The organism is Alloyangia pacifica (assembly GCF_003111685.1).
GTDB lineage: Bacteria > Pseudomonadota > Alphaproteobacteria > Rhodobacterales > Rhodobacteraceae > Salipiger > Salipiger pacificus_A.
The window spans coordinates 2028247-2044019 of sequence record NZ_CP022189.1; the positions used below are offsets into that span (position 1 = coordinate 2028247).

The following is a 15773-nucleotide window of genomic DNA, read 5'->3' on the forward strand; positions in this document are numbered from 1 at the left end:
ACGCTAGGAAACCGGCGGCGCGCACCGGCGGTCAATGGGCCGTGCAACTGCTTGCACCTCGGAGAGGGCTGCGGTGTTATGCCCTTGAAGCAGGCACAAAAAATACGAGCAGGACATGAAGTACACCCGCCTCATCATCGGCATCGCCGCCATTCTTGTCACGCTCTGGGTCATCATCGGTGAACAGATGACCGCTGCCAGCGCCAACGCCGTGGTCAACGCGCCGGTCGCGACACTGCGCAGCCCGATCGCCGGAACCCTCGAACTGCAGGCCCATGCACTTGGCGCGCGCCTTTCGCAAAACGAGCTGCTCGCAACGGTGACCGACACGCGCGCCGACACGACGCGCCTCGCCGACCTGCAACTCGAGCTCGAAACGCTGGACGCCGGGATCAACCGCATTCAGGCGCAGATCGCAGCGCTCAGCAGGGAGCGCGACACGCTGCTGCAGCGCAGCGAGACTTTCACAAAGGCGCGCCTCGCCGAGCTTGAGGCCGAGCTTGCCGAAGCGCGGATCCGGCGAGACCTCCTGCAGCGCGGCGACGCCTACGCAAGCGCCGCCCCCGGTGGCGAGGCAACCTTCGATGAAAGCGGTCGCGCCGGCACGCCGCACGCCTCTGCCCTTGCGCTCTCGCATGCCCGCGAGCGGGTCGAGACCCTGCAGATCGCGCGCGACGCCCTGCAGCAGGGGGTCTTCCTTGGCGACGGCTACAACGACGCCCCCTTCTCCGAACAGCGCCGGATCCAGCTCGACGCGCAAATCGCCGAGCTTGGGCTCGCCCGCATCGAGGCGAGCGCAAAAACGGCGGCGCTCGAACGCCGCATCACCCGCGCCCGCCAGACGCAGGGCCTCGAGTCGCGCAGCGAGCTGCGCGCGCCCGCCGCCGATATGCTCTATTGGGAGACCCTCCAGGCCGATGCTGTCACCGTGCAGCGCGGCGATCCGCTGATCCGGGTCGTGGACTGCGGGCAGAGCATCATCACCCTGTCGGTGACCGAGCGCGTCTTCAACACGCTGCGCGTCGGTCAGGACGCCAGCTTCCGCTTCACCGGCCAGTCCCACGTCTATCCCGCCACCGTGGGGCGGCTCGCGGGAAGCGGCGCGCGCAGCATCTATGCCAATCTCGCCGTCGCACCGAGCGAAAAGCACCTCGAGCGCTTCGACGTCACCCTGCTGGCACCCGACCTTAACGCCGACCCTGAGCTCGGCTGCGCCATCGGACGCACCGGGCGCGCCTTCTTCGACGGCCGTCCGCTCGACCTCTTCCGCCACTGGTTCAACTGACGTGGCGCCCTTCCCGCACCTTGGCGAGCTCGGCTCGAGCAGTGCCTACCTTCTGCTGGTGGCGGGGGTTGGGCTCGTGCTGCCCTTCGTCGTCAACCCAGACCGGACCCGCGCCCGCGCGCTGCTCTTCGGAGTCGCCGGCATCTTCGCGATCCGCTACGCCTGGTGGCGCGGCACCGAGACGCTGGCGCCTCCGGGACTGACCATCGACGCGGTGATGAGCTACGCGCTCTACGCGCTCGAGTTGCTCACCCTCGTCGGCTCGCTCAGTGCCTTTCTCATCCTCGCCCGCGTCAAGCAACGCGGCGCCGAGGCAACGGAGCACCTCGGCTGGTGGGGCGAGGCCGAACCCAAGGTGGCGGTGATGATCGCCACCTACAACGAGGATCGCGATATTCTCGAGCGCACGATCATCGGCGCCAAGTCGCTGCGGCACAGCAACACGGAAGTCATCATCCTCGATGACAACCGGCGGGACTGGCTGCGCGACTACTGCATCGAGCAAAAGGTGCGCTACATGCGCCGGCCCGACAACAAGGGCTCGAAGGCCGGCAACATCAACCACGCGCTTGATCGGCTCGCCGAGGATCCCGAGCCGCCGCAGTTCATTGCCGTGCTCGACGCGGATTTCGTGCCGCACCGGGGCTTCCTGTCGCGCTCCTTGGCGCTGTTCCACGATCCGACCGTGGGGCTGGTGCAGACCCCCCAGCATTTCTTCAACGCGGACCCGATCCAGCACAACCTCGGGCTCAGCGCCTCCTATCCCGATGAGCAGCGCTTTTTCTTCGACCACATGCAGGCCTCGCGCGATGCCTGGGACATCGCCTTTTGCTGCGGCACCTCGTCGGTCTGCCGCTGGGAGGCGGTGCGCAGCATCGGCGGCTTCCCGACCGAGAGCATCACCGAGGACTTCATGCTCACCATCGCGCTGCAGAACGAAGGCTGGCGCTCGATTTATCTCAACGAGCCGCTGACCGAGGGGCTCGCGCCGGAGGGGCTCAAGGAGTACGTCACCCAACGCGCCCGCTGGTGCCTTGGACTGATGCAGATCGCCCGCTCCTCGCTCGGCCCCTTCTCGAAGTCGAACCTGCGCCTGCGCGACCGCTGGAGCGTGATCGACTCGGTGTTCTTCTGGACCACGAGTTTCCCCTTTCGCATCGCCGCAGTGATCTTTCCGCTGCTCTACTGGTTCTTCGGCATCACCGTCGTCGACGCGCGGCTGGCCGACGTGCTGGTCTACTTCGGGCCCTACTACGTCTGGGTGACCATGGTGATGAACCTGATGTCACGGGGTCTGATGATCCCGGTGATCCACGAGGTCGGCCAGCTGATCGCCGCAATCCCGATCACCCGCGCCGCCTATACCGGGCTGCTGCGCCCCAAGGGCCACAAGTTCTCCGTCACCGCCAAGGGTGGCGACCGCTCGCGCGTGGTGGTGCAGTGGCGATTGATGATGCCTTTCGCGATCGCCCTGGGGCTCAGCATCGTCGGGCTGTGCCTCGGCATCTTCAGCGACAGATTCGCGATGAACGATGCCGGCGACGGCAAATGGGTCATCCTGTTCTGGACGCTCTACAACGTGGTCGTTCTGGCGGTGACCTGCTTCACTTGCGTCGAGCTTCCGCGCTCGGAAACCCATATGGCCGACAAGCCCGAGCGGGTCACCTTCAGCGCGGGCGGCGAGACCCAGGAGCTCTGGCTGTCCTCGCTGACGCTCGACACCGCCCGGCTACGCGGCAAGCCCTACCCGCCTCAGACGCGGGGCGTGCTGCACCTGCCCGACGTCGGCAACCTCGAGGCCTATGTGATTGCGCCCACCACCGACGGCGCGCGGCTGCAGCTCGTGCCGACCGAGGAGCAGCGAGAGGCGCTCTTCGTGCGCTTCTACGCCGAGGGCGACGCGCCGGGGGTGGTCAGCACCCGCGTCTCGGCGGTGCTCTCCGACATCGCACGCCGCGTCAGCTTCGGCCTGCCCGGCTGAGCACGGCTGGCGGGGAACCTCAGAAGGTGTTCACCGAGAAGCCGATGAAGAACTCCTCGGACTCGAAGCGGTAGCCGGCGCGGAAGCTCACCGGCCCGTCATAATGCTTGGTCACCGCCAGCGTCGTGTCGCTGTAGCTGTCGCTGCCGCCGGTCGAAAGCTCTGTGCCAAAACCCGTTTCTCCCCAACCGCTTGAGGCCAGCAGGAACCAGCTGTTGTCGATGCTGTTGACCTCGGCGAGGTAGTAGAACGACCCCCAGTCGGTGGCCATCCAGCGATCGAGCGAGGCGCGTACCCCCAGCTCGTAGCTGTCTTCCTCGCCATCCTTGAAGACAGCGCCCAGGGCCGGGCCGACCTTGAAGTTGGCGCCGAAGGGCGTGTCGAAACCGTAGAGCACGCTGCCGACCACCGAATAGCCGCCGTCCCAATGGCTCACGATGCCGCCGTAGTTGAGCCGATCCCGGGTCACGGCCAGCACCGCACCGGCAGTGGTATTGGCCTGTTCGATCTGCACGAAGGTGCCATCGGCAAGCGCGGCTAGCGGGCTGATGGCAAGCGCTGCCGCGCCGAGGGAGGCGGTGATCTTCATGGCTGGGTCCGTTTTCCTGAAACTGCTCCCCGGATCTGTGCCCGGCTTGACGCGAGCTTTGCAAGGCAAGCCCGCCGATGCAAGAGGCGGGGGAGACAGCCGCGGCGCGTGACCCGCCTGCACTGGTCGCCGCGCAATTGCAGAGGGGCGGAGGTTTCCCCCGCCCCTTGCGAGCTCTCTCGAACTCGGGTCGCTCCGCTCACGCGCCTTCGAGCACAGTCGGGATCACGCGCCTTCGAGCGCAGTCGGGATCACGCGCCTTCGAGCGCGATCGCAATCCCCTGGCCGACGCCAATGCACATGGTCGCCAGCGCCTTCTGGCCTGCCTTCAGCTCCAGCGCGGCAGTGCCGGTGATGCGCGCGCCCGACATGCCGAGCGGATGGCCAAGCGCGATGGCGCCGCCGTTGGGGTTCACCCGCGCGTCATCATCGGCGATGCCGAGGTCGCGCAGCGTGGCGAGCCCCTGCGAGGCAAAGGCCTCGTTCAGCTCGATCACGTCGAAGGCGTCCTGCGTCAGACCCAGCCGCGCCATCAGCTTCTTCGAGGCCGGCGCAGGACCGAAGCCCATGATGCGCGGCTCGACACCCGCCGTAGCGCCGCCAATAATGCGCGCGATCGGTGTCAGCCCGTGCGCCTTCACCGCCGCTTCCGAAGCGACGATGAGCGCCGCGGCGCCGTCGTTCACCCCCGAGGCGTTGCCCGCGGTCACCGACCCGCCCTCGCGGAAGGGCGTCGGCAGCTTGGCGAGCTTCTCGAGCGAGGTCTGGCGCGGGTGCTCGTCGGTATCGACGACCAGCGGATCGCCCTTGCGCTGCGGGATGGTCACCGGGGTGATCTCCTGCGCAAGGCGGCCATTGACCTGCGCGGCAGCGGCCTTCTCCTGCGAGCGCATCGCGAAGGCATCCTGATCCTCGCGCGAGATGCCGAACTCTTCGGCGACGTTCTCGCCGGTCTCGGGCATGCTATCCACGCCGTATTGCGCCTTCAGCGCCTTGTTGACGAAGCGCCAGCCGATGGTGGTGTCGTAGATCTCGGCGTTGCGCGAAAAGGCCGAAGTGGCCTTCGGCAGGACGAAGGGCGCGCGGCTCATGCTCTCGACACCGCCCGCGATCGCCAGCTCGATCTCGCCCGCCTTGATGGCGCGCGCCGCCGCGATGATCGCGTCCATGCCCGAGCCGCACAGGCGGTTGAGCGTGGTGCCCGGCACGGAGACCGGCAGACCCGCCAGCAGCGCCGACATGCGCGCGACGTTGCGGTTGTCTTCGCCCGCCTGGTTGGCGCAGCCAAAGTAGACCTCGTCCACCGCCGACCAGTCGATGTCGTGCTTGGCCATCAGCGCCTTCAGCGGGATGGCCCCCAGATCGTCGGCGCGCACCGACGAGAGCGCGCCGCCGAAACGGCCGATGGGCGTGCGGATGTAGGAACAGATATAGGCGTCGGTCATCTCAGAGCTCCGGGCAGATCAGGTCGGCGACCTCGCCCTCGACATGCAGCGGGGCACCGGTGATGGCCTGCAGCTCGTCAAAGGAAATGGCGGGGATCTTCTCGCGCAGGACGAACTTGCCGCCCTCCACGTCGACCACGGCCAGCGAGGTGTAGATGCGGGTGACGCAGCCCACGCCGGTCAGCGGCAGGGTGCAGCTGGCGACCAGCTTCGGCGCGCCCTTTTTGGTCACGTGGTCGGTCAGCACCGCCACGCGCTTGGCGCTCTGCACCAGATCCATCGCGCCGCCGACGGCCGGCACGCCGCCCCGGCCCGTGGACCAGTTGGCAAGATCGCCGGTTTGCGCGATCTCGTAGGCGCCGAGGATGGCCACATCGAGGTGGCCGCCGCGCACCATGGCGAAGCTGTCGGCATGGTGGAAGAAGGCCGTGCCAGGCTTGATGGTGATCGCCTTCTTGCCGGCGTTGATGCAGTCCCAGTCCTCCTCGCCCGGCTTCGGCGCCTCGCCGAAGTCGAGCACGCCGTTCTCGGTGTGGAAGATCGCCTGCTTGCCCTCGGGTTGGAACTTGGCGACCATCTCCGGGAAGCCGATGCCGAGGTTGACGTAGGCGCCGTCCTCGATGTCCTGCGCCGCGCGCCAGGCGATCTGGGCGTTGCTGAGCTTGATGCTGTCGATGTCGGTCATGGTCTCACTCATGGGTAGACGGCCTCCGCCCGGTTCAGCTCTTCTTCCTGTGCGGGCTTTGCCACCTCGACCACCGAGCCGACGAAGATGCCCGGGGTGATGACGTGCTCGGGATCGATCCCGCCCAGCTCGACCACTTTGCTCGCCTGCACGATGGTGTGCGTCGCGGCCATGGCCATCACCGGGTTGAAGTTGCGCGCCGCCATCCGGTAGGTCAGGTTGCCGTGCGGATCGGCCAGCTCGGCCTTGATCAGCGCGTAATCGGCCTTGAGCCAGCGCTCGCGGACGTAATGCTTGCCTTCGAACTCCTCGGTGGGTTTGCCCTCGGCCAGCTCGGTGCCGTAGCTCGTCGCGGTGTAGAAGGCGGGGATGCCCGCGCCGCCTGCGCGGATGCGCTCGGCGAGCGTGCCCTGCGGCACCAGCTCAAGCTCGATCTCTCCGGCCAAGTAGGCTTCGGTAAAGACCCGCGGGTCGGCAGACCGCGGGAAGGAGCAGATCAGCTTCTTCACCCGCTTCTGTTCGATCAGCGCCGCAAGTCCGACGTGGCCGTTGCCGGCGTTGTTGTTGACGACGGTCAGGTCCTTGGCGCCGTGGTCGATCAGTGCGTGGATCAGCTCGATCGGCGCGCCGGAGCCGCCGAAGCCGCCGATCATCACGGTCGCGCCGTCGGGAATGACCGAGACGGCCTCCGCGACGCTGGCGATGGTCTTGTCCATGAAATCCTCCTGTGGGCGCGGATCGCCCTCGACGCCTGAAATATGACTTGGACCTCACAGGAGCCACGCATTTCGTGCGCATCTTGACATTTGTTCACATTCCGCGAGAAATCGTGCGCATGTTGAACAAACCGACCGATTTCATCGCCTCGCTGGCAAAGGGGCTGCAGGTGATCGAGAGCTTCCGCGCCGAAACCCCGCGGCTGTCGATCGCGCAGGTGGCCGAGAAGACCGGGCTCGACCGCGCCACCGCGCGGCGCTGCCTGCTGACCCTGCACCGGCTGGGCTATGCCGATTACGACGGCAAGTTCTTCCAGCTCACGCCGCGCATCTTGCGGCTCGGCATGGGGGCGCTGGCCGCCCTGCCCCTGCCGCAACTGGTGCAGCCCTGGCTCGACCAGCTGTCGGAGCAGATCGGCCAGTCGAGCAGCGTGTCGATCCTCGACGAGACCGAGATCGTCTACCTCGCCCGCGCCGCGCAGCGCCGGGTGATGAGCATCGGGCTGATGCCCGGCTCGCGGCTGCCCGCCCATTGCACGTCGATGGGGCGGGTGCTCCTCGCTGCCCTGCCCGAGGCCGAGATGCTGGCGCTGCTCGAACGCTCGGATCTCACCCCGCGCACGCCGCGCGCCCTGACGGACCCGGCCGAGATCGCCGCGCGCATCGCGCAGGTTCGGGACCAGGGCTTCGCGATCATCGACCAGGAGGTCGAGATGGGGCTGCGCTCCATCGCGGTGCCGCTCTACAACGTCCACGGGCAGGTGGTGGCGGCGCTGAACACCGGGCTGCCCGCCACGCAGGCCGAACCCGAGGAACTGGCGCGCGACTATCTTCCGGCGCTTCTGAAGGTGCAGGCCGGGCTGCGGCGGGTGCTGCACTGACCCAGCGCCAGGCCATCGACCAGGCAACGCGAACTGCCGGCACGAAAAAGGGGCGAGGTTTCCCCCGCGCCCATTTCATGAGTGGTCCTGTGGAACCGAGGTTCAGTTGTCCTCGAAGGTCAGCGCCACGAAGCGCGGGTCGCCGCCACGGCGCACCAGCAGCAGGATCGACTTGCGGCCAGCATCCTTGGCTTCGGTGATCTTGGTCTCGAGGTCCTCGATGCTCAGCACCTCGGCCTGACCGGCCTCGGTGATCACGTCGCCCGACCGCAGGCCCTTCTCGTAGGCTTTCGACGCGGGATCGACATCGGTCACCGCAAGACCCTTGGCGCTGTCCGCAAGGCCCAGTTCGCCGCGCAGCTCGCTGGTGAGCGGCGAGAGCGTCAGGCCCATGAGGTCCTTCGTTGCCGGGGACTCGGGGGTGGCTTGCTCTTGCGAGGCGGGGACCGCTTCGGCGGTGTCCTCGCGCAGGCCGAGGGTGACCAGCAGCGTCTCGGTGTTGCCGTTGCGGTTGACCACCACGCGGACCGACTTGCCGACCTCGGTATTGCCGACGATGCGCACGAGCTGGCGAGTGTCGGTGACCGGCTTGCCGTCGAAGGAAACGATCACGTCACCCGACTTCATCCCGGCGTCCATCGCAGGGCCCTCGGGCACGTCCGAGACCATGGCACCCTCGGCGTTGGCAAGGCCAAGCGCCTCGGCCATGTCCGGGGTCACGTCCTGGATTCGCACGCCCAGCCAGCCGCGACGGGTTTCGCCGAACTGCTTGAGCTGGTCGACCACCTTGGTCACCACGTTCGACGCCATCGAGAAGCCGATGCCGATCGAGCCGCCGTTGGGCGAGAGGATCGCGGTGTTCACCCCGATCACGTCGCCGTTCATGTTGAACAGCGGGCCGCCCGAGTTGCCCCGGTTGATGGCGGCGTCGGTCTGGATGTAGTCGTCATAGCTGCCCGAAAGCGCACGGTTGCGGGCCGAGACGATGCCGGCCGAGACCGAAAAGCCCTGCCCAAGCGGGTTGCCCATGGCCATGACCCAGTCGCCGACCTTGGCATCGTCCGAATTACCGAACTTCACGAAGGGCAGCGGCTCGTCTGCCTCGACCTTCAGCAGGGCGATGTCGGTGTTGGGATCGGTGCCGACCAGCGTCGCGTCCAGCTCCTTGCCGGAGAAGAACTCGATGGTGATCTCGTCAGCGCCCTCGATGACGTGGTTGTTGGTGACGATGTAGCCGTCCTCCGAGACCACGAAGCCCGAGCCAAGCGCCGACGAGCGGCGCGGGCGGTCGCCATCGGGGCCGCCGTTCGGGTTCTGGAACTCGCGGAAGAAATCCTCGAAAGGCGAGCCTTCGGGCACGATGCCCTGCGGGCCGGTGCGTCCGGCGACCATGGTCGAGGTGGTGATGTTCACCACAGCCGGGCTGACCCGCTCGGCGAGCGGTGCAAAGCTGGACGGGGCACTCTGCGCCTCGGCCATGAGCGTTTGCGAGACGATCATGAACATCGAGACGGTGGCCAGCCAGAACAGGCGCACCGGGCTCGATCCCTCCGTCACTGCAAGGTTTTGTGGTTTCACAGGGAACTCCTTCTGTTCGGCGGCTGCTGCACGGCCCCCGCGCGGCAACTCTGCCTCCTCATGAACAAGCGTAACATAGGAGCTTTTTCCGACCACCAAAGAAAAGGTTTCAAGCTTTCAAGCCCATGTGACATGCGAGTGAAAAACCATCCGTGCAGAAATGCAATCCGGTGGAACCTTGCGTAGCCCACAGCTCGATGCGTGGGCGTCACCCGCCGAAACGCCGCGAGATCCAAAGCAGAAGCACGCCTGTAATAATTGTCACCAGCCCGAGCGTCCGGCGTGTCTCCAGCGGCATCTGCCGCAGAGCCTCGAGCATGCGCTCGACAAGCGAAGGGGCCAGTGCGTACACCAGCCCCTCGATCACGAGGACCAGAGCGATCCCCGTCAGTATGTCCGTCACCGTCACTCGGTCGCGGTTCCGCTGGCACCCGTGGCGCCCGGACCCGTGGCGCCCGGACCCGTGGTGCTCGGACCCTCGGCGCTGGTCTCTGCATTGCCCGAAGTGGTGGGGCTGGCATCCGCGCCGTCCGCGGGCGCGGCGGACGCCGCCGGCAGGTCGATCTCACCTTGCGACTTGAAGTATTCGAAGAACTCACCCTTCGGGGTCATGACCATCGAGGAATTGCCCGAACCGAGCGATGTCTCATAGGCCTGCAGCGACCGGTAGAAGGCAAAGAACTCCGGGTCCGCGCCATAGGCCTCGGCAAAGATGCCGTTGCGCTCGGCGTCGGCCTCACCGCGGATGATGTCGCCGTCCCGGTTGGCTTCCGACTGGGTTTCCACCACGGTCCGGTCGGCCAGCGCGCGCACGCGCTGCGCGGCCTCGTTACCACGGGCGATCTCGTCGGCGGCTTCGCGTTCGCGCTCGGCGCGCATCCGGGCGAAGGTCGCGTCGAGGTTCTGCGACGGCAGGTTGGTCTGCTTGAGACGCACGTCCACCACGTCGAGACCCAGCGACAGCGCCTGCTGGCGTGCCTGGTCGCGGATGCGGTTGGTAAGGCCGCGGCGATCCGTCGAGAGGATCACGTCCGAAGTCACCTGATCGGCACCCAGGACTTCGCGGATCTGTGCGTTGAGGATGCCGGAAAGGCGGTCCTCGGCGGTGCGCAGACCGCCCACGCCGACGGCCTGGCGGAAGCGGACCACATCGGAGATGCGGTAGCGCGCGAAGGCATCCACCACGAGGCGGCGGTCATCCGACGGCGTGACCTCGATGGTCTCGGTGTCGAGCGACAGGATGCGGTCGTCGTATTTCACCACTTCCTGGATGAGCGGGATCTTGAACGCCAGACCCGGCTCTTCCTTGACCGATTTGATCTGGCCGAACTGCATCACCAGCGCCTTCTCGCGCTCGTCCACGACGAAGATCGACGACAGGGCGATCACCGCAAGGACGACGATGACGGGCAGCACATAAGTCGACTTGCGCATGTCAGTTGCCTCCTTCGGTGGTGGTTCGCGAGCTGTTGAGCTGTTTCAGCGGCAGGTATGGCACGACGCCGCCCTCGCCGGTCAGACCCTCGTCGAGGATGGTCTTGTCGACGCCTCGCAGCACCTTCTCCATCGTCTCGATATAGAGACGGCGGCGGGTGACCTCGGGCGCCTTGGCGTATTCCTCGCGCACGGCCGAGAAGCGGCTGGCTTCACCCAGCGCCTCGTTGACCACGCGGGCGCGGTAGCCTTCGGCCTGCTCGCGGATCTGCGCGGCTTCACCGCGGGCCTCGGCGACGACGCGGTTGGCATAGGCGTCTGCCTGGCGCTCGAGCCGGTCACGTTCCTGCTCCGCGGCCTGCACTTCGCGGAAGGCGTCGATCACCTCGCGCGGCGGGTCGGCCTGGTCGAGGTTGATCCGCACGATGTTGATGCCGCTCTCGTACTCGTCGAGCGTCGCCTGGATCTGCTCGCGCGCGGTATCGGCAATGATGCCGCGGTCGCGGTTGAGGATCGGCGCGAGGTTGCTGGCCGCGATGATCTCGCGCATCACCGCTTCCGACACCGCCTGCACGGTCAGCTGCGGGTCGCGGATGTTGAACAGCAGTTTCGCCGGGTCGTTGATGTTCCAGACCACCTGGAACTCGATGTCGACGATGTTCGCGTCGGTGGTCAGCATCAGGCTGTCCGCCGGATCGCGGCCATTGCCAATGGTTTCGGTACGCTCGGAGGTCACATTGACCACCTCATGCGTCACGAAAGGCCAGGGCGCAAAGTTCAAACCGGGGTTGCCGGTCGAGGAATACTTGCCGAGGAAAAGTTCCACCGACTGTTCCTCGGGACGCACGGTGTAGAAACTCATCCACGCCCAGACGCCAATCGCCGCCAGTGCTGCGATGGCCACGGTGCCACGGTTCAGTTTCGGCCCACCCGAGCCGCCGCTGGTACCACCGGTGCCACCACCGCCGCCGCGCCCGCCCATCAGCACGCGCAGCCGCTCCTGGCCCTTCTTCATCAGCTCGTCAATCTCGGGGATCTGCGGATCGTCGGGGCGCTTGCCCCCGTTTCCGCCGCCGCCACCGCTCGGGGGCCGGCCTCCGCCTTGATTGCCACCGCCGCCCCAGGGGCCGCCGCCGTGTCCTGCCATTAGGTTCCTTCCCTCTCACTCACTTGTCCGTGTCTCCCCTACCTGTGCATTAAGCCCGCAGATTCAAGCGCTGCGCACCGGGTTCCGCATCGTGACCATCTCTTCGGCCATGGTGGGGTGCACCGCCACGGTGCGATCGAAATCTTCCTTGGTCGCGCCCATCTTCACCGCGATGCCCGCCAACTGGATCATCTCGCCCGCATTCGGTGCGACGATGTGACAGCCCAGCACCTTGCGCGTCTCCTTGGAGACGACGAGCTTCATCATCACCCGGTCGGGACGCCCGGCAAAGGCCGTCTGCATCGGACGGAAGGAGGTCGCATAGACCTCGATCGGCTCCTGCTCGGCGGCGTCTTCCTCCGAGAGGCCGACGGTGCCGAACTCGGGCTGCGTGAAGACCGCCGAGGGGATCAGCTCGTGATCGACCTTGGTGGGGTTGTCCTTGAAGACGGTCTCGACAAAGGCCATGCCCTCGCGGATCGCCACGGGCGTCAGGTTCACCCGGTCGGTGACGTCGCCGATGGCGTAGATCGAGGGCACCGCGGTGGCGCTGTAGTCATCCACCACGATCTCGCCCTTGCGGCCGAGCGTCACCCCGACCTCCTCGAGACCCATGTCATCGGTGTTGGGCGCGCGGCCGGTCGCAAAGAAGACCTGATCGTAGATCTTCGTGTCGCCGTTGGTGCCCTTGACCAGGATCGGCCCCTCGCCCGGAGTGCCGCCGCTGTGGTCGGCCAGCATCTCCTGCATCGAGGCGCCCATCGAGACGCCTGCCTCGGACTTGCCCTCGAGGTCCTCGTCGATGGCCCGGCGCATCTCGACGATGTCGGTGCCGCAATGCAGCTGCACGCCGTTCTCGATCATGCTTTCGGCGATCAGCCCGCGGGCCTGCTCGTCGAAGCCGCGCAGGATCTGCGCGCCGCGGTAGTATTGCGTCACCTCGACCCCCAGCCCGTTGAGAATGCAGGCAAATTCGCACGCGATATAGCCGCCGCCGACGATCAGGATCGATTTCGGCAGGGTCTCTAGGTGGAAGATGTCATCCGACACCAGCCCCAGCTCCGCATTGGGGATCTCGGGGCGCACCGGACGGCCGCCGGTAGCGATGAGGATATGTTTCGCGGTGAACGTCTCGCCGGTCGACAGCTCGACCGTATGCGCGTCCTTCACCTTGGCCCGCGCGTCATAGGAGGTGACGCCGGAGTTCTTCAGCAGGTTGCGATAGATGCCCTCGAGCCGGTCGAGCTCTGCGTTCAGCCGCTGCTGGAAGTTCCCCCAGTCGAAGCTGCCCGCCTCGATGTCCCAGCCGTAGCCTTTGGCGTCCTCAGCGACGGTGCCGTATTCCGACGCGAAGACCATCAGCTTCTTGGGCACGCAGCCGCGGATGACGCAGGTGCCGCCATAGCGGTCTTCCTCGGCCAGAGCCACCTTGGCCCCTGCCTCGCCGGCGGCCACACGCGCCGCCCGAACGCCACCGGAGCCACCGCCGATGACAAAAAGATCGTAGTCAAAATCGCTCATGGCTCGCCTCTTGGTCAGTTGGCCGAGAGATAGACCACAGGCCGCCGCGGAAGGCCAGAGGCGGCGGATCTTGGCCTTGAGTGCGTGCGATGATTCTGGGCGATTTGATCTTGCTGCGCCACGCGAAAAAGGCCGCCCAAGCGGGCGGCCTCTCATCCTTGCGAGCGGTAGCGCCCTTAGAGGCCCGCCGCCTCGCCCAGGTCGACCTCGGTCACGCTGACCTCGCCGCCGGCACCGTCGCGCAGCTCGGCCCGGCCGTCCTCGAAGCCGATCACCACCTTGTTGCAGATGCCGAGGAAGAGGCCGTTCTCCACCACGCCGGGGATCTGGTTCAGCGCCAGCGACAGCGCCTTCGCGTCGCCGATCCGCTTGAGGTGCAGATCGAGCACGTGGTTGCCCTCGTCGGTGAGGAAGGGCGCGTCCCCGGCCATGCGCAGCGTGGTCTCGCGGCCATCGACGTCCATCTCCGCAAGCACCCGCTCGACCAGCGTCCGGGTCGAGGCACCGCCGAAGCGGATCACTTCCAGCGGCAGCGGGAAGGCCCCGAGCGTCGCCACGTCCTTGGCCGCATCGGCGATGACGATCATCTGGTCCGAGGCGCTGGCCACGATCTTCTCCTGCAGGTGCGCGCCGCCCCCGCCCTTGATCAGGTTGAGATTGGGGTCGAACTCGTCGGCGCCGTCGATGGTCAGATCGAGCCAGCCCGCCTCGTCGAGGCTGATCACCTCGATGCCGACCTGCCGCGCCAGCTCGGCGGTGCGGGTCGAGGTCGGCACGGCGCGGATCTTCAGACCCTCGTCGCGCACCCGGCGGCCAAGGTATTTCACCAGCCAGGCGGCGGTCGATCCGGTGCCGAGACCGACGCGCATGCCGTCCTCGACGAAATCGGCGGCGCGGCGGGAGGCCACGAATTTTGCAATATCGGTCGGCGAGAGCTCTGCGGTCATCGCTGCGATTCCCCTTCTTCGGATGTCGCGGCGCTTATAGGATGATCGCGCGCGGCGGCGATAGGCAAAACTCCCGGACCGCCGCAGCGTTTTCCTTCGCTGAAATGCCGCAATTCTCCATGTGATCCGGCGACGAGAGAGTCTAGGGTCCGGCGCAACCCCAGCGCAGAGTCGAGGCCCTACATGTTTCTTTCCGTGTTCGAGATGTTCAAGGTCGGCATCGGCCCGTCGTCCTCGCACACCATGGGGCCGATGGTGGCCGCGGCCCGCTTTCTCGACCGGCTGCGCGCCGCGCCTTTCGCCGCCGCCGGTCTGCGCGGCTCGCTGCACGGCTCGCTGGCCTTCACCGGCGTCGGCCATGCCACCGACCGCGCCACGATCCTCGGCCTCGCCGGCTTCGAACCCGAGAGCTACGATGCCGAGGCGGCCGAAGCGGCGCTGGCCGAGATCGACAAGACCGGCATGGTCCACCCAGAGGGCCTCGCGCCGCTGAAGTTCTCGCCGAAGACCGACCTGCGCTTCGACTACGACCGCGCCCTGCCCGGCCATGCCAACGGCATGATCCTCATGGCCACCGACGCGCAGGGCGACGTCATCCTGCAGGAGACCTATTACTCCGTCGGCGGCGGCTTCGTGCTGACCGAGGACGAGCTCAGCTCGGGCGAGGACAAGGACCACGGCCCCGCCGTGCCCTTCCCCTTCAAGAGCGCCGCAGAGATGCTAGCGATGGCCGAGACCTCGGGCCTCGGCATCGCCGAGATGAAGCGCCGCAACGAGCTTTCACGCCGCCCCGCCGCCGAGCTTGACGCCGGGTTGCTGCGCATCTCCGAGGTGATGATGAATTGCCTCGACCGCGGCCTCGAGGGCGGCGGCATCCTTCCGGGCGGGCTCAACGTCAAGCGCCGCGCCGGCAACATCCACGAGCAGCTACAGGCCGAGCGCGGCCGCAACCTCACCGCGCCGCATGTGATCAACGACTGGATGAGCTGCTACGCGATGGCGGTGAACGAGGAAAACGCCGCCGGCGGACAGGTGGTCACCGCGCCGACCAACGGTGCCGCCGGGGTGGTGCCGGCGGTCATGCGCTACTGGCTCGACTTCGTGCCCGGCGCGACCTCCGCGCGCATCCCCGAGTTCCTGCTCACCGCCGCCGCCATCGGCGGGCTGGTGAAATACAACGCGTCGATCTCCGGCGCCGAGGCGGGCTGTCAGGCCGAGGTCGGCAGCGCCTCGGCGATGGCCGCCGCCGGGCTCTGCGCCGTGATGGGCGGCACCCCGGCGCAGATCGAGAATGCCGCCGAGATCGCGCTCGAGCATCACCTCGGCATGACCTGCGATCCGGTGAAGGGCCTCGTGCAGGTCCCCTGCATCGAGCGCAACGGCCTCGGCGCGATCAAGGCGGTCTCGGCGGCCTCGCTTTCAATGCGCGGCGATGGCACGCATCTCGTGTCGCTCGACGCCTGCATCGAAACCATGCGCCAGACCGGTCGCGACATGGGGCACGAGTACAAGGAAACCTCGCTTGGCGGCCTCGCGGTGAACGTGCCGAACTGCTGAGCCGGAG

General features: G+C 67.0%; 14 protein-coding genes. 4 read left to right on the forward strand and 10 right to left on the reverse strand.

What is annotated here, in order from left to right:
• The first annotated feature begins 115 nt into the window (after positions 1-115).
• Both CEW88_RS09740 and CEW88_RS09745 read left to right on the forward strand, forming a co-directional pair.
• Complete coding sequence (locus tag CEW88_RS09740) at positions 116-1285, forward strand: HlyD family efflux transporter periplasmic adaptor subunit (protein WP_108966324.1); 1170 nt, start codon at positions 116-118, stop codon at positions 1283-1285.
• Position 1286: 1 nt separating this feature from the next.
• Positions 1287-3266, forward strand: coding sequence for a glycosyltransferase (locus CEW88_RS09745; protein WP_108966326.1), 1980 nt, complete (start codon positions 1287-1289; stop codon positions 3264-3266).
• Positions 3267-3285: 19 nt separating this feature from the next.
• Here CEW88_RS09745 and CEW88_RS09750 read toward each other — a convergent pair whose 3' ends face one another.
• The 4 genes from CEW88_RS09750 to CEW88_RS09765 all read right to left on the reverse strand — a co-directional run bounded on the left by CEW88_RS09750 (position 3286) and on the right by CEW88_RS09765 (position 6701).
• Positions 3286-3855, reverse strand: coding sequence for a hypothetical protein (locus CEW88_RS09750; protein WP_108966328.1), 570 nt, complete (start codon positions 3853-3855; stop codon positions 3286-3288).
• Between the two features lie 251 nt (positions 3856-4106).
• Positions 4107-5300 (reverse strand): 3-oxoadipyl-CoA thiolase, encoded by a 1194-nt coding sequence (gene pcaF, locus CEW88_RS09755; protein WP_108966330.1) that lies wholly within the window; start codon positions 5298-5300, stop codon positions 4107-4109.
• Between the two features lies 1 nt (position 5301).
• Positions 5302-5985 (reverse strand): 3-oxoacid CoA-transferase subunit B, encoded by a 684-nt coding sequence (locus tag CEW88_RS09760; RefSeq protein WP_302664670.1) that lies wholly within the window; start codon positions 5983-5985, stop codon positions 5302-5304.
• A gap of 8 nt (positions 5986-5993) precedes the next feature.
• Positions 5994-6701 carry a 3-oxoacid CoA-transferase subunit A gene (locus CEW88_RS09765; protein ID WP_108966334.1) on the reverse strand — a complete coding sequence of 236 codons (708 nt, stop codon included), beginning with the start codon at positions 6699-6701 and terminating at the stop codon, positions 5994-5996.
• A 119-nt stretch (positions 6702-6820) separates the two neighbouring features.
• On the opposite strand from CEW88_RS09765, the gene CEW88_RS09770 reads away from it, so the two are divergent.
• Complete coding sequence (locus tag CEW88_RS09770) at positions 6821-7582, forward strand: IclR family transcriptional regulator (protein WP_108966336.1); 762 nt, start codon at positions 6821-6823, stop codon at positions 7580-7582.
• Between the two features lie 102 nt (positions 7583-7684).
• Here CEW88_RS09770 and CEW88_RS09775 read toward each other — a convergent pair whose 3' ends face one another.
• From CEW88_RS09775 to rpiA, 6 genes are all read right to left on the reverse strand, one after another.
• Entirely contained in the window at positions 7685-9088 is a 1404-nt protein-coding gene (locus CEW88_RS09775) for a DegQ family serine endoprotease (RefSeq protein ID WP_108967717.1), read from the reverse strand.
• 280 nt (positions 9089-9368) lie between these two features.
• Positions 9369-9569: a DUF2065 domain-containing protein gene (locus CEW88_RS09780; protein WP_108966337.1), complete on the reverse strand. Its 201-nt coding sequence runs from the start codon at positions 9567-9569 to the stop codon at positions 9369-9371.
• Positions 9566-10594 (reverse strand): protease modulator HflC, encoded by a 1029-nt coding sequence (gene hflC / locus CEW88_RS09785; protein WP_108966339.1) that lies wholly within the window; start codon positions 10592-10594, stop codon positions 9566-9568. Before hflC ends, CEW88_RS09780 begins: the two co-directional genes overlap by 4 nt.
• 1 nt (position 10595) lies before the next feature.
• Positions 10596-11741 (reverse strand): FtsH protease activity modulator HflK, encoded by a 1146-nt coding sequence (gene hflK, locus CEW88_RS09790; protein WP_108966341.1) that lies wholly within the window; start codon positions 11739-11741, stop codon positions 10596-10598.
• Between the two features lie 63 nt (positions 11742-11804).
• On the reverse strand, positions 11805-13262 hold the full coding sequence (locus CEW88_RS09795) for an FAD-dependent oxidoreductase (RefSeq protein WP_108966343.1): 1458 nt from the start codon (positions 13260-13262) through the stop codon (positions 11805-11807).
• Between the two features lie 176 nt (positions 13263-13438).
• Positions 13439-14209, reverse strand: a complete 771-nt coding sequence (rpiA, locus tag CEW88_RS09800; RefSeq protein WP_108966345.1) for a ribose-5-phosphate isomerase RpiA — start codon at positions 14207-14209, stop codon at positions 13439-13441.
• Between the two features lie 183 nt (positions 14210-14392).
• Here rpiA and CEW88_RS09805 point away from each other — a divergent pair, with 183 nt between their 5' ends.
• Positions 14393-15766 (forward strand): L-serine ammonia-lyase, encoded by a 1374-nt coding sequence (locus tag CEW88_RS09805; RefSeq protein WP_108966347.1) that lies wholly within the window; start codon positions 14393-14395, stop codon positions 15764-15766.
• Positions 15767-15773 lie beyond the last annotated feature (7 nt).

What these genes read in the sequence shown, in the direction of transcription:
- rpiA (WP_108966345.1), bottom strand. Translation starts at nt 14,209, where the DNA reads ATGACCGCAGAGCTCTCGCCGACCGATATTGCAAAATTCGTGGCCTCC.
- CEW88_RS09805 (WP_108966347.1), top strand. Translation starts at nt 14,393, where the DNA reads ATGTTTCTTTCCGTGTTCGAGATGTTCAAGGTCGGCATCGGCCCGTCG.
- hflC (WP_108966339.1), bottom strand. Translation starts at nt 10,594, where the DNA reads ATGCGCAAGTCGACTTATGTGCTGCCCGTCATCGTCGTCCTTGCGGTG.
- CEW88_RS09795 (WP_108966343.1), bottom strand. Translation starts at nt 13,262, where the DNA reads ATGAGCGATTTTGACTACGATCTTTTTGTCATCGGCGGTGGCTCCGGT.
- CEW88_RS09775 (WP_108967717.1), bottom strand. Translation starts at nt 9,088, where the DNA reads ATGTTCATGATCGTCTCGCAAACGCTCATGGCCGAGGCGCAGAGTGCC.
- CEW88_RS09765 (WP_108966334.1), bottom strand. Translation starts at nt 6,701, where the DNA reads ATGGACAAGACCATCGCCAGCGTCGCGGAGGCCGTCTCGGTCATTCCC.
- hflK (WP_108966341.1), bottom strand. Translation starts at nt 11,741, where the DNA reads ATGGCAGGACACGGCGGCGGCCCCTGGGGCGGCGGTGGCAATCAAGGC.
- CEW88_RS09740 (WP_108966324.1), top strand. Translation starts at nt 116, where the DNA reads ATGAAGTACACCCGCCTCATCATCGGCATCGCCGCCATTCTTGTCACG.
- pcaF (WP_108966330.1), bottom strand. Translation starts at nt 5,300, where the DNA reads ATGACCGACGCCTATATCTGTTCCTACATCCGCACGCCCATCGGCCGT.
- CEW88_RS09770 (WP_108966336.1), top strand. Translation starts at nt 6,821, where the DNA reads ATGTTGAACAAACCGACCGATTTCATCGCCTCGCTGGCAAAGGGGCTG.
- CEW88_RS09750 (WP_108966328.1), bottom strand. Translation starts at nt 3,855, where the DNA reads ATGAAGATCACCGCCTCCCTCGGCGCGGCAGCGCTTGCCATCAGCCCG.
- CEW88_RS09760 (WP_302664670.1), bottom strand. Translation starts at nt 5,985, where the DNA reads ATGACCGACATCGACAGCATCAAGCTCAGCAACGCCCAGATCGCCTGG.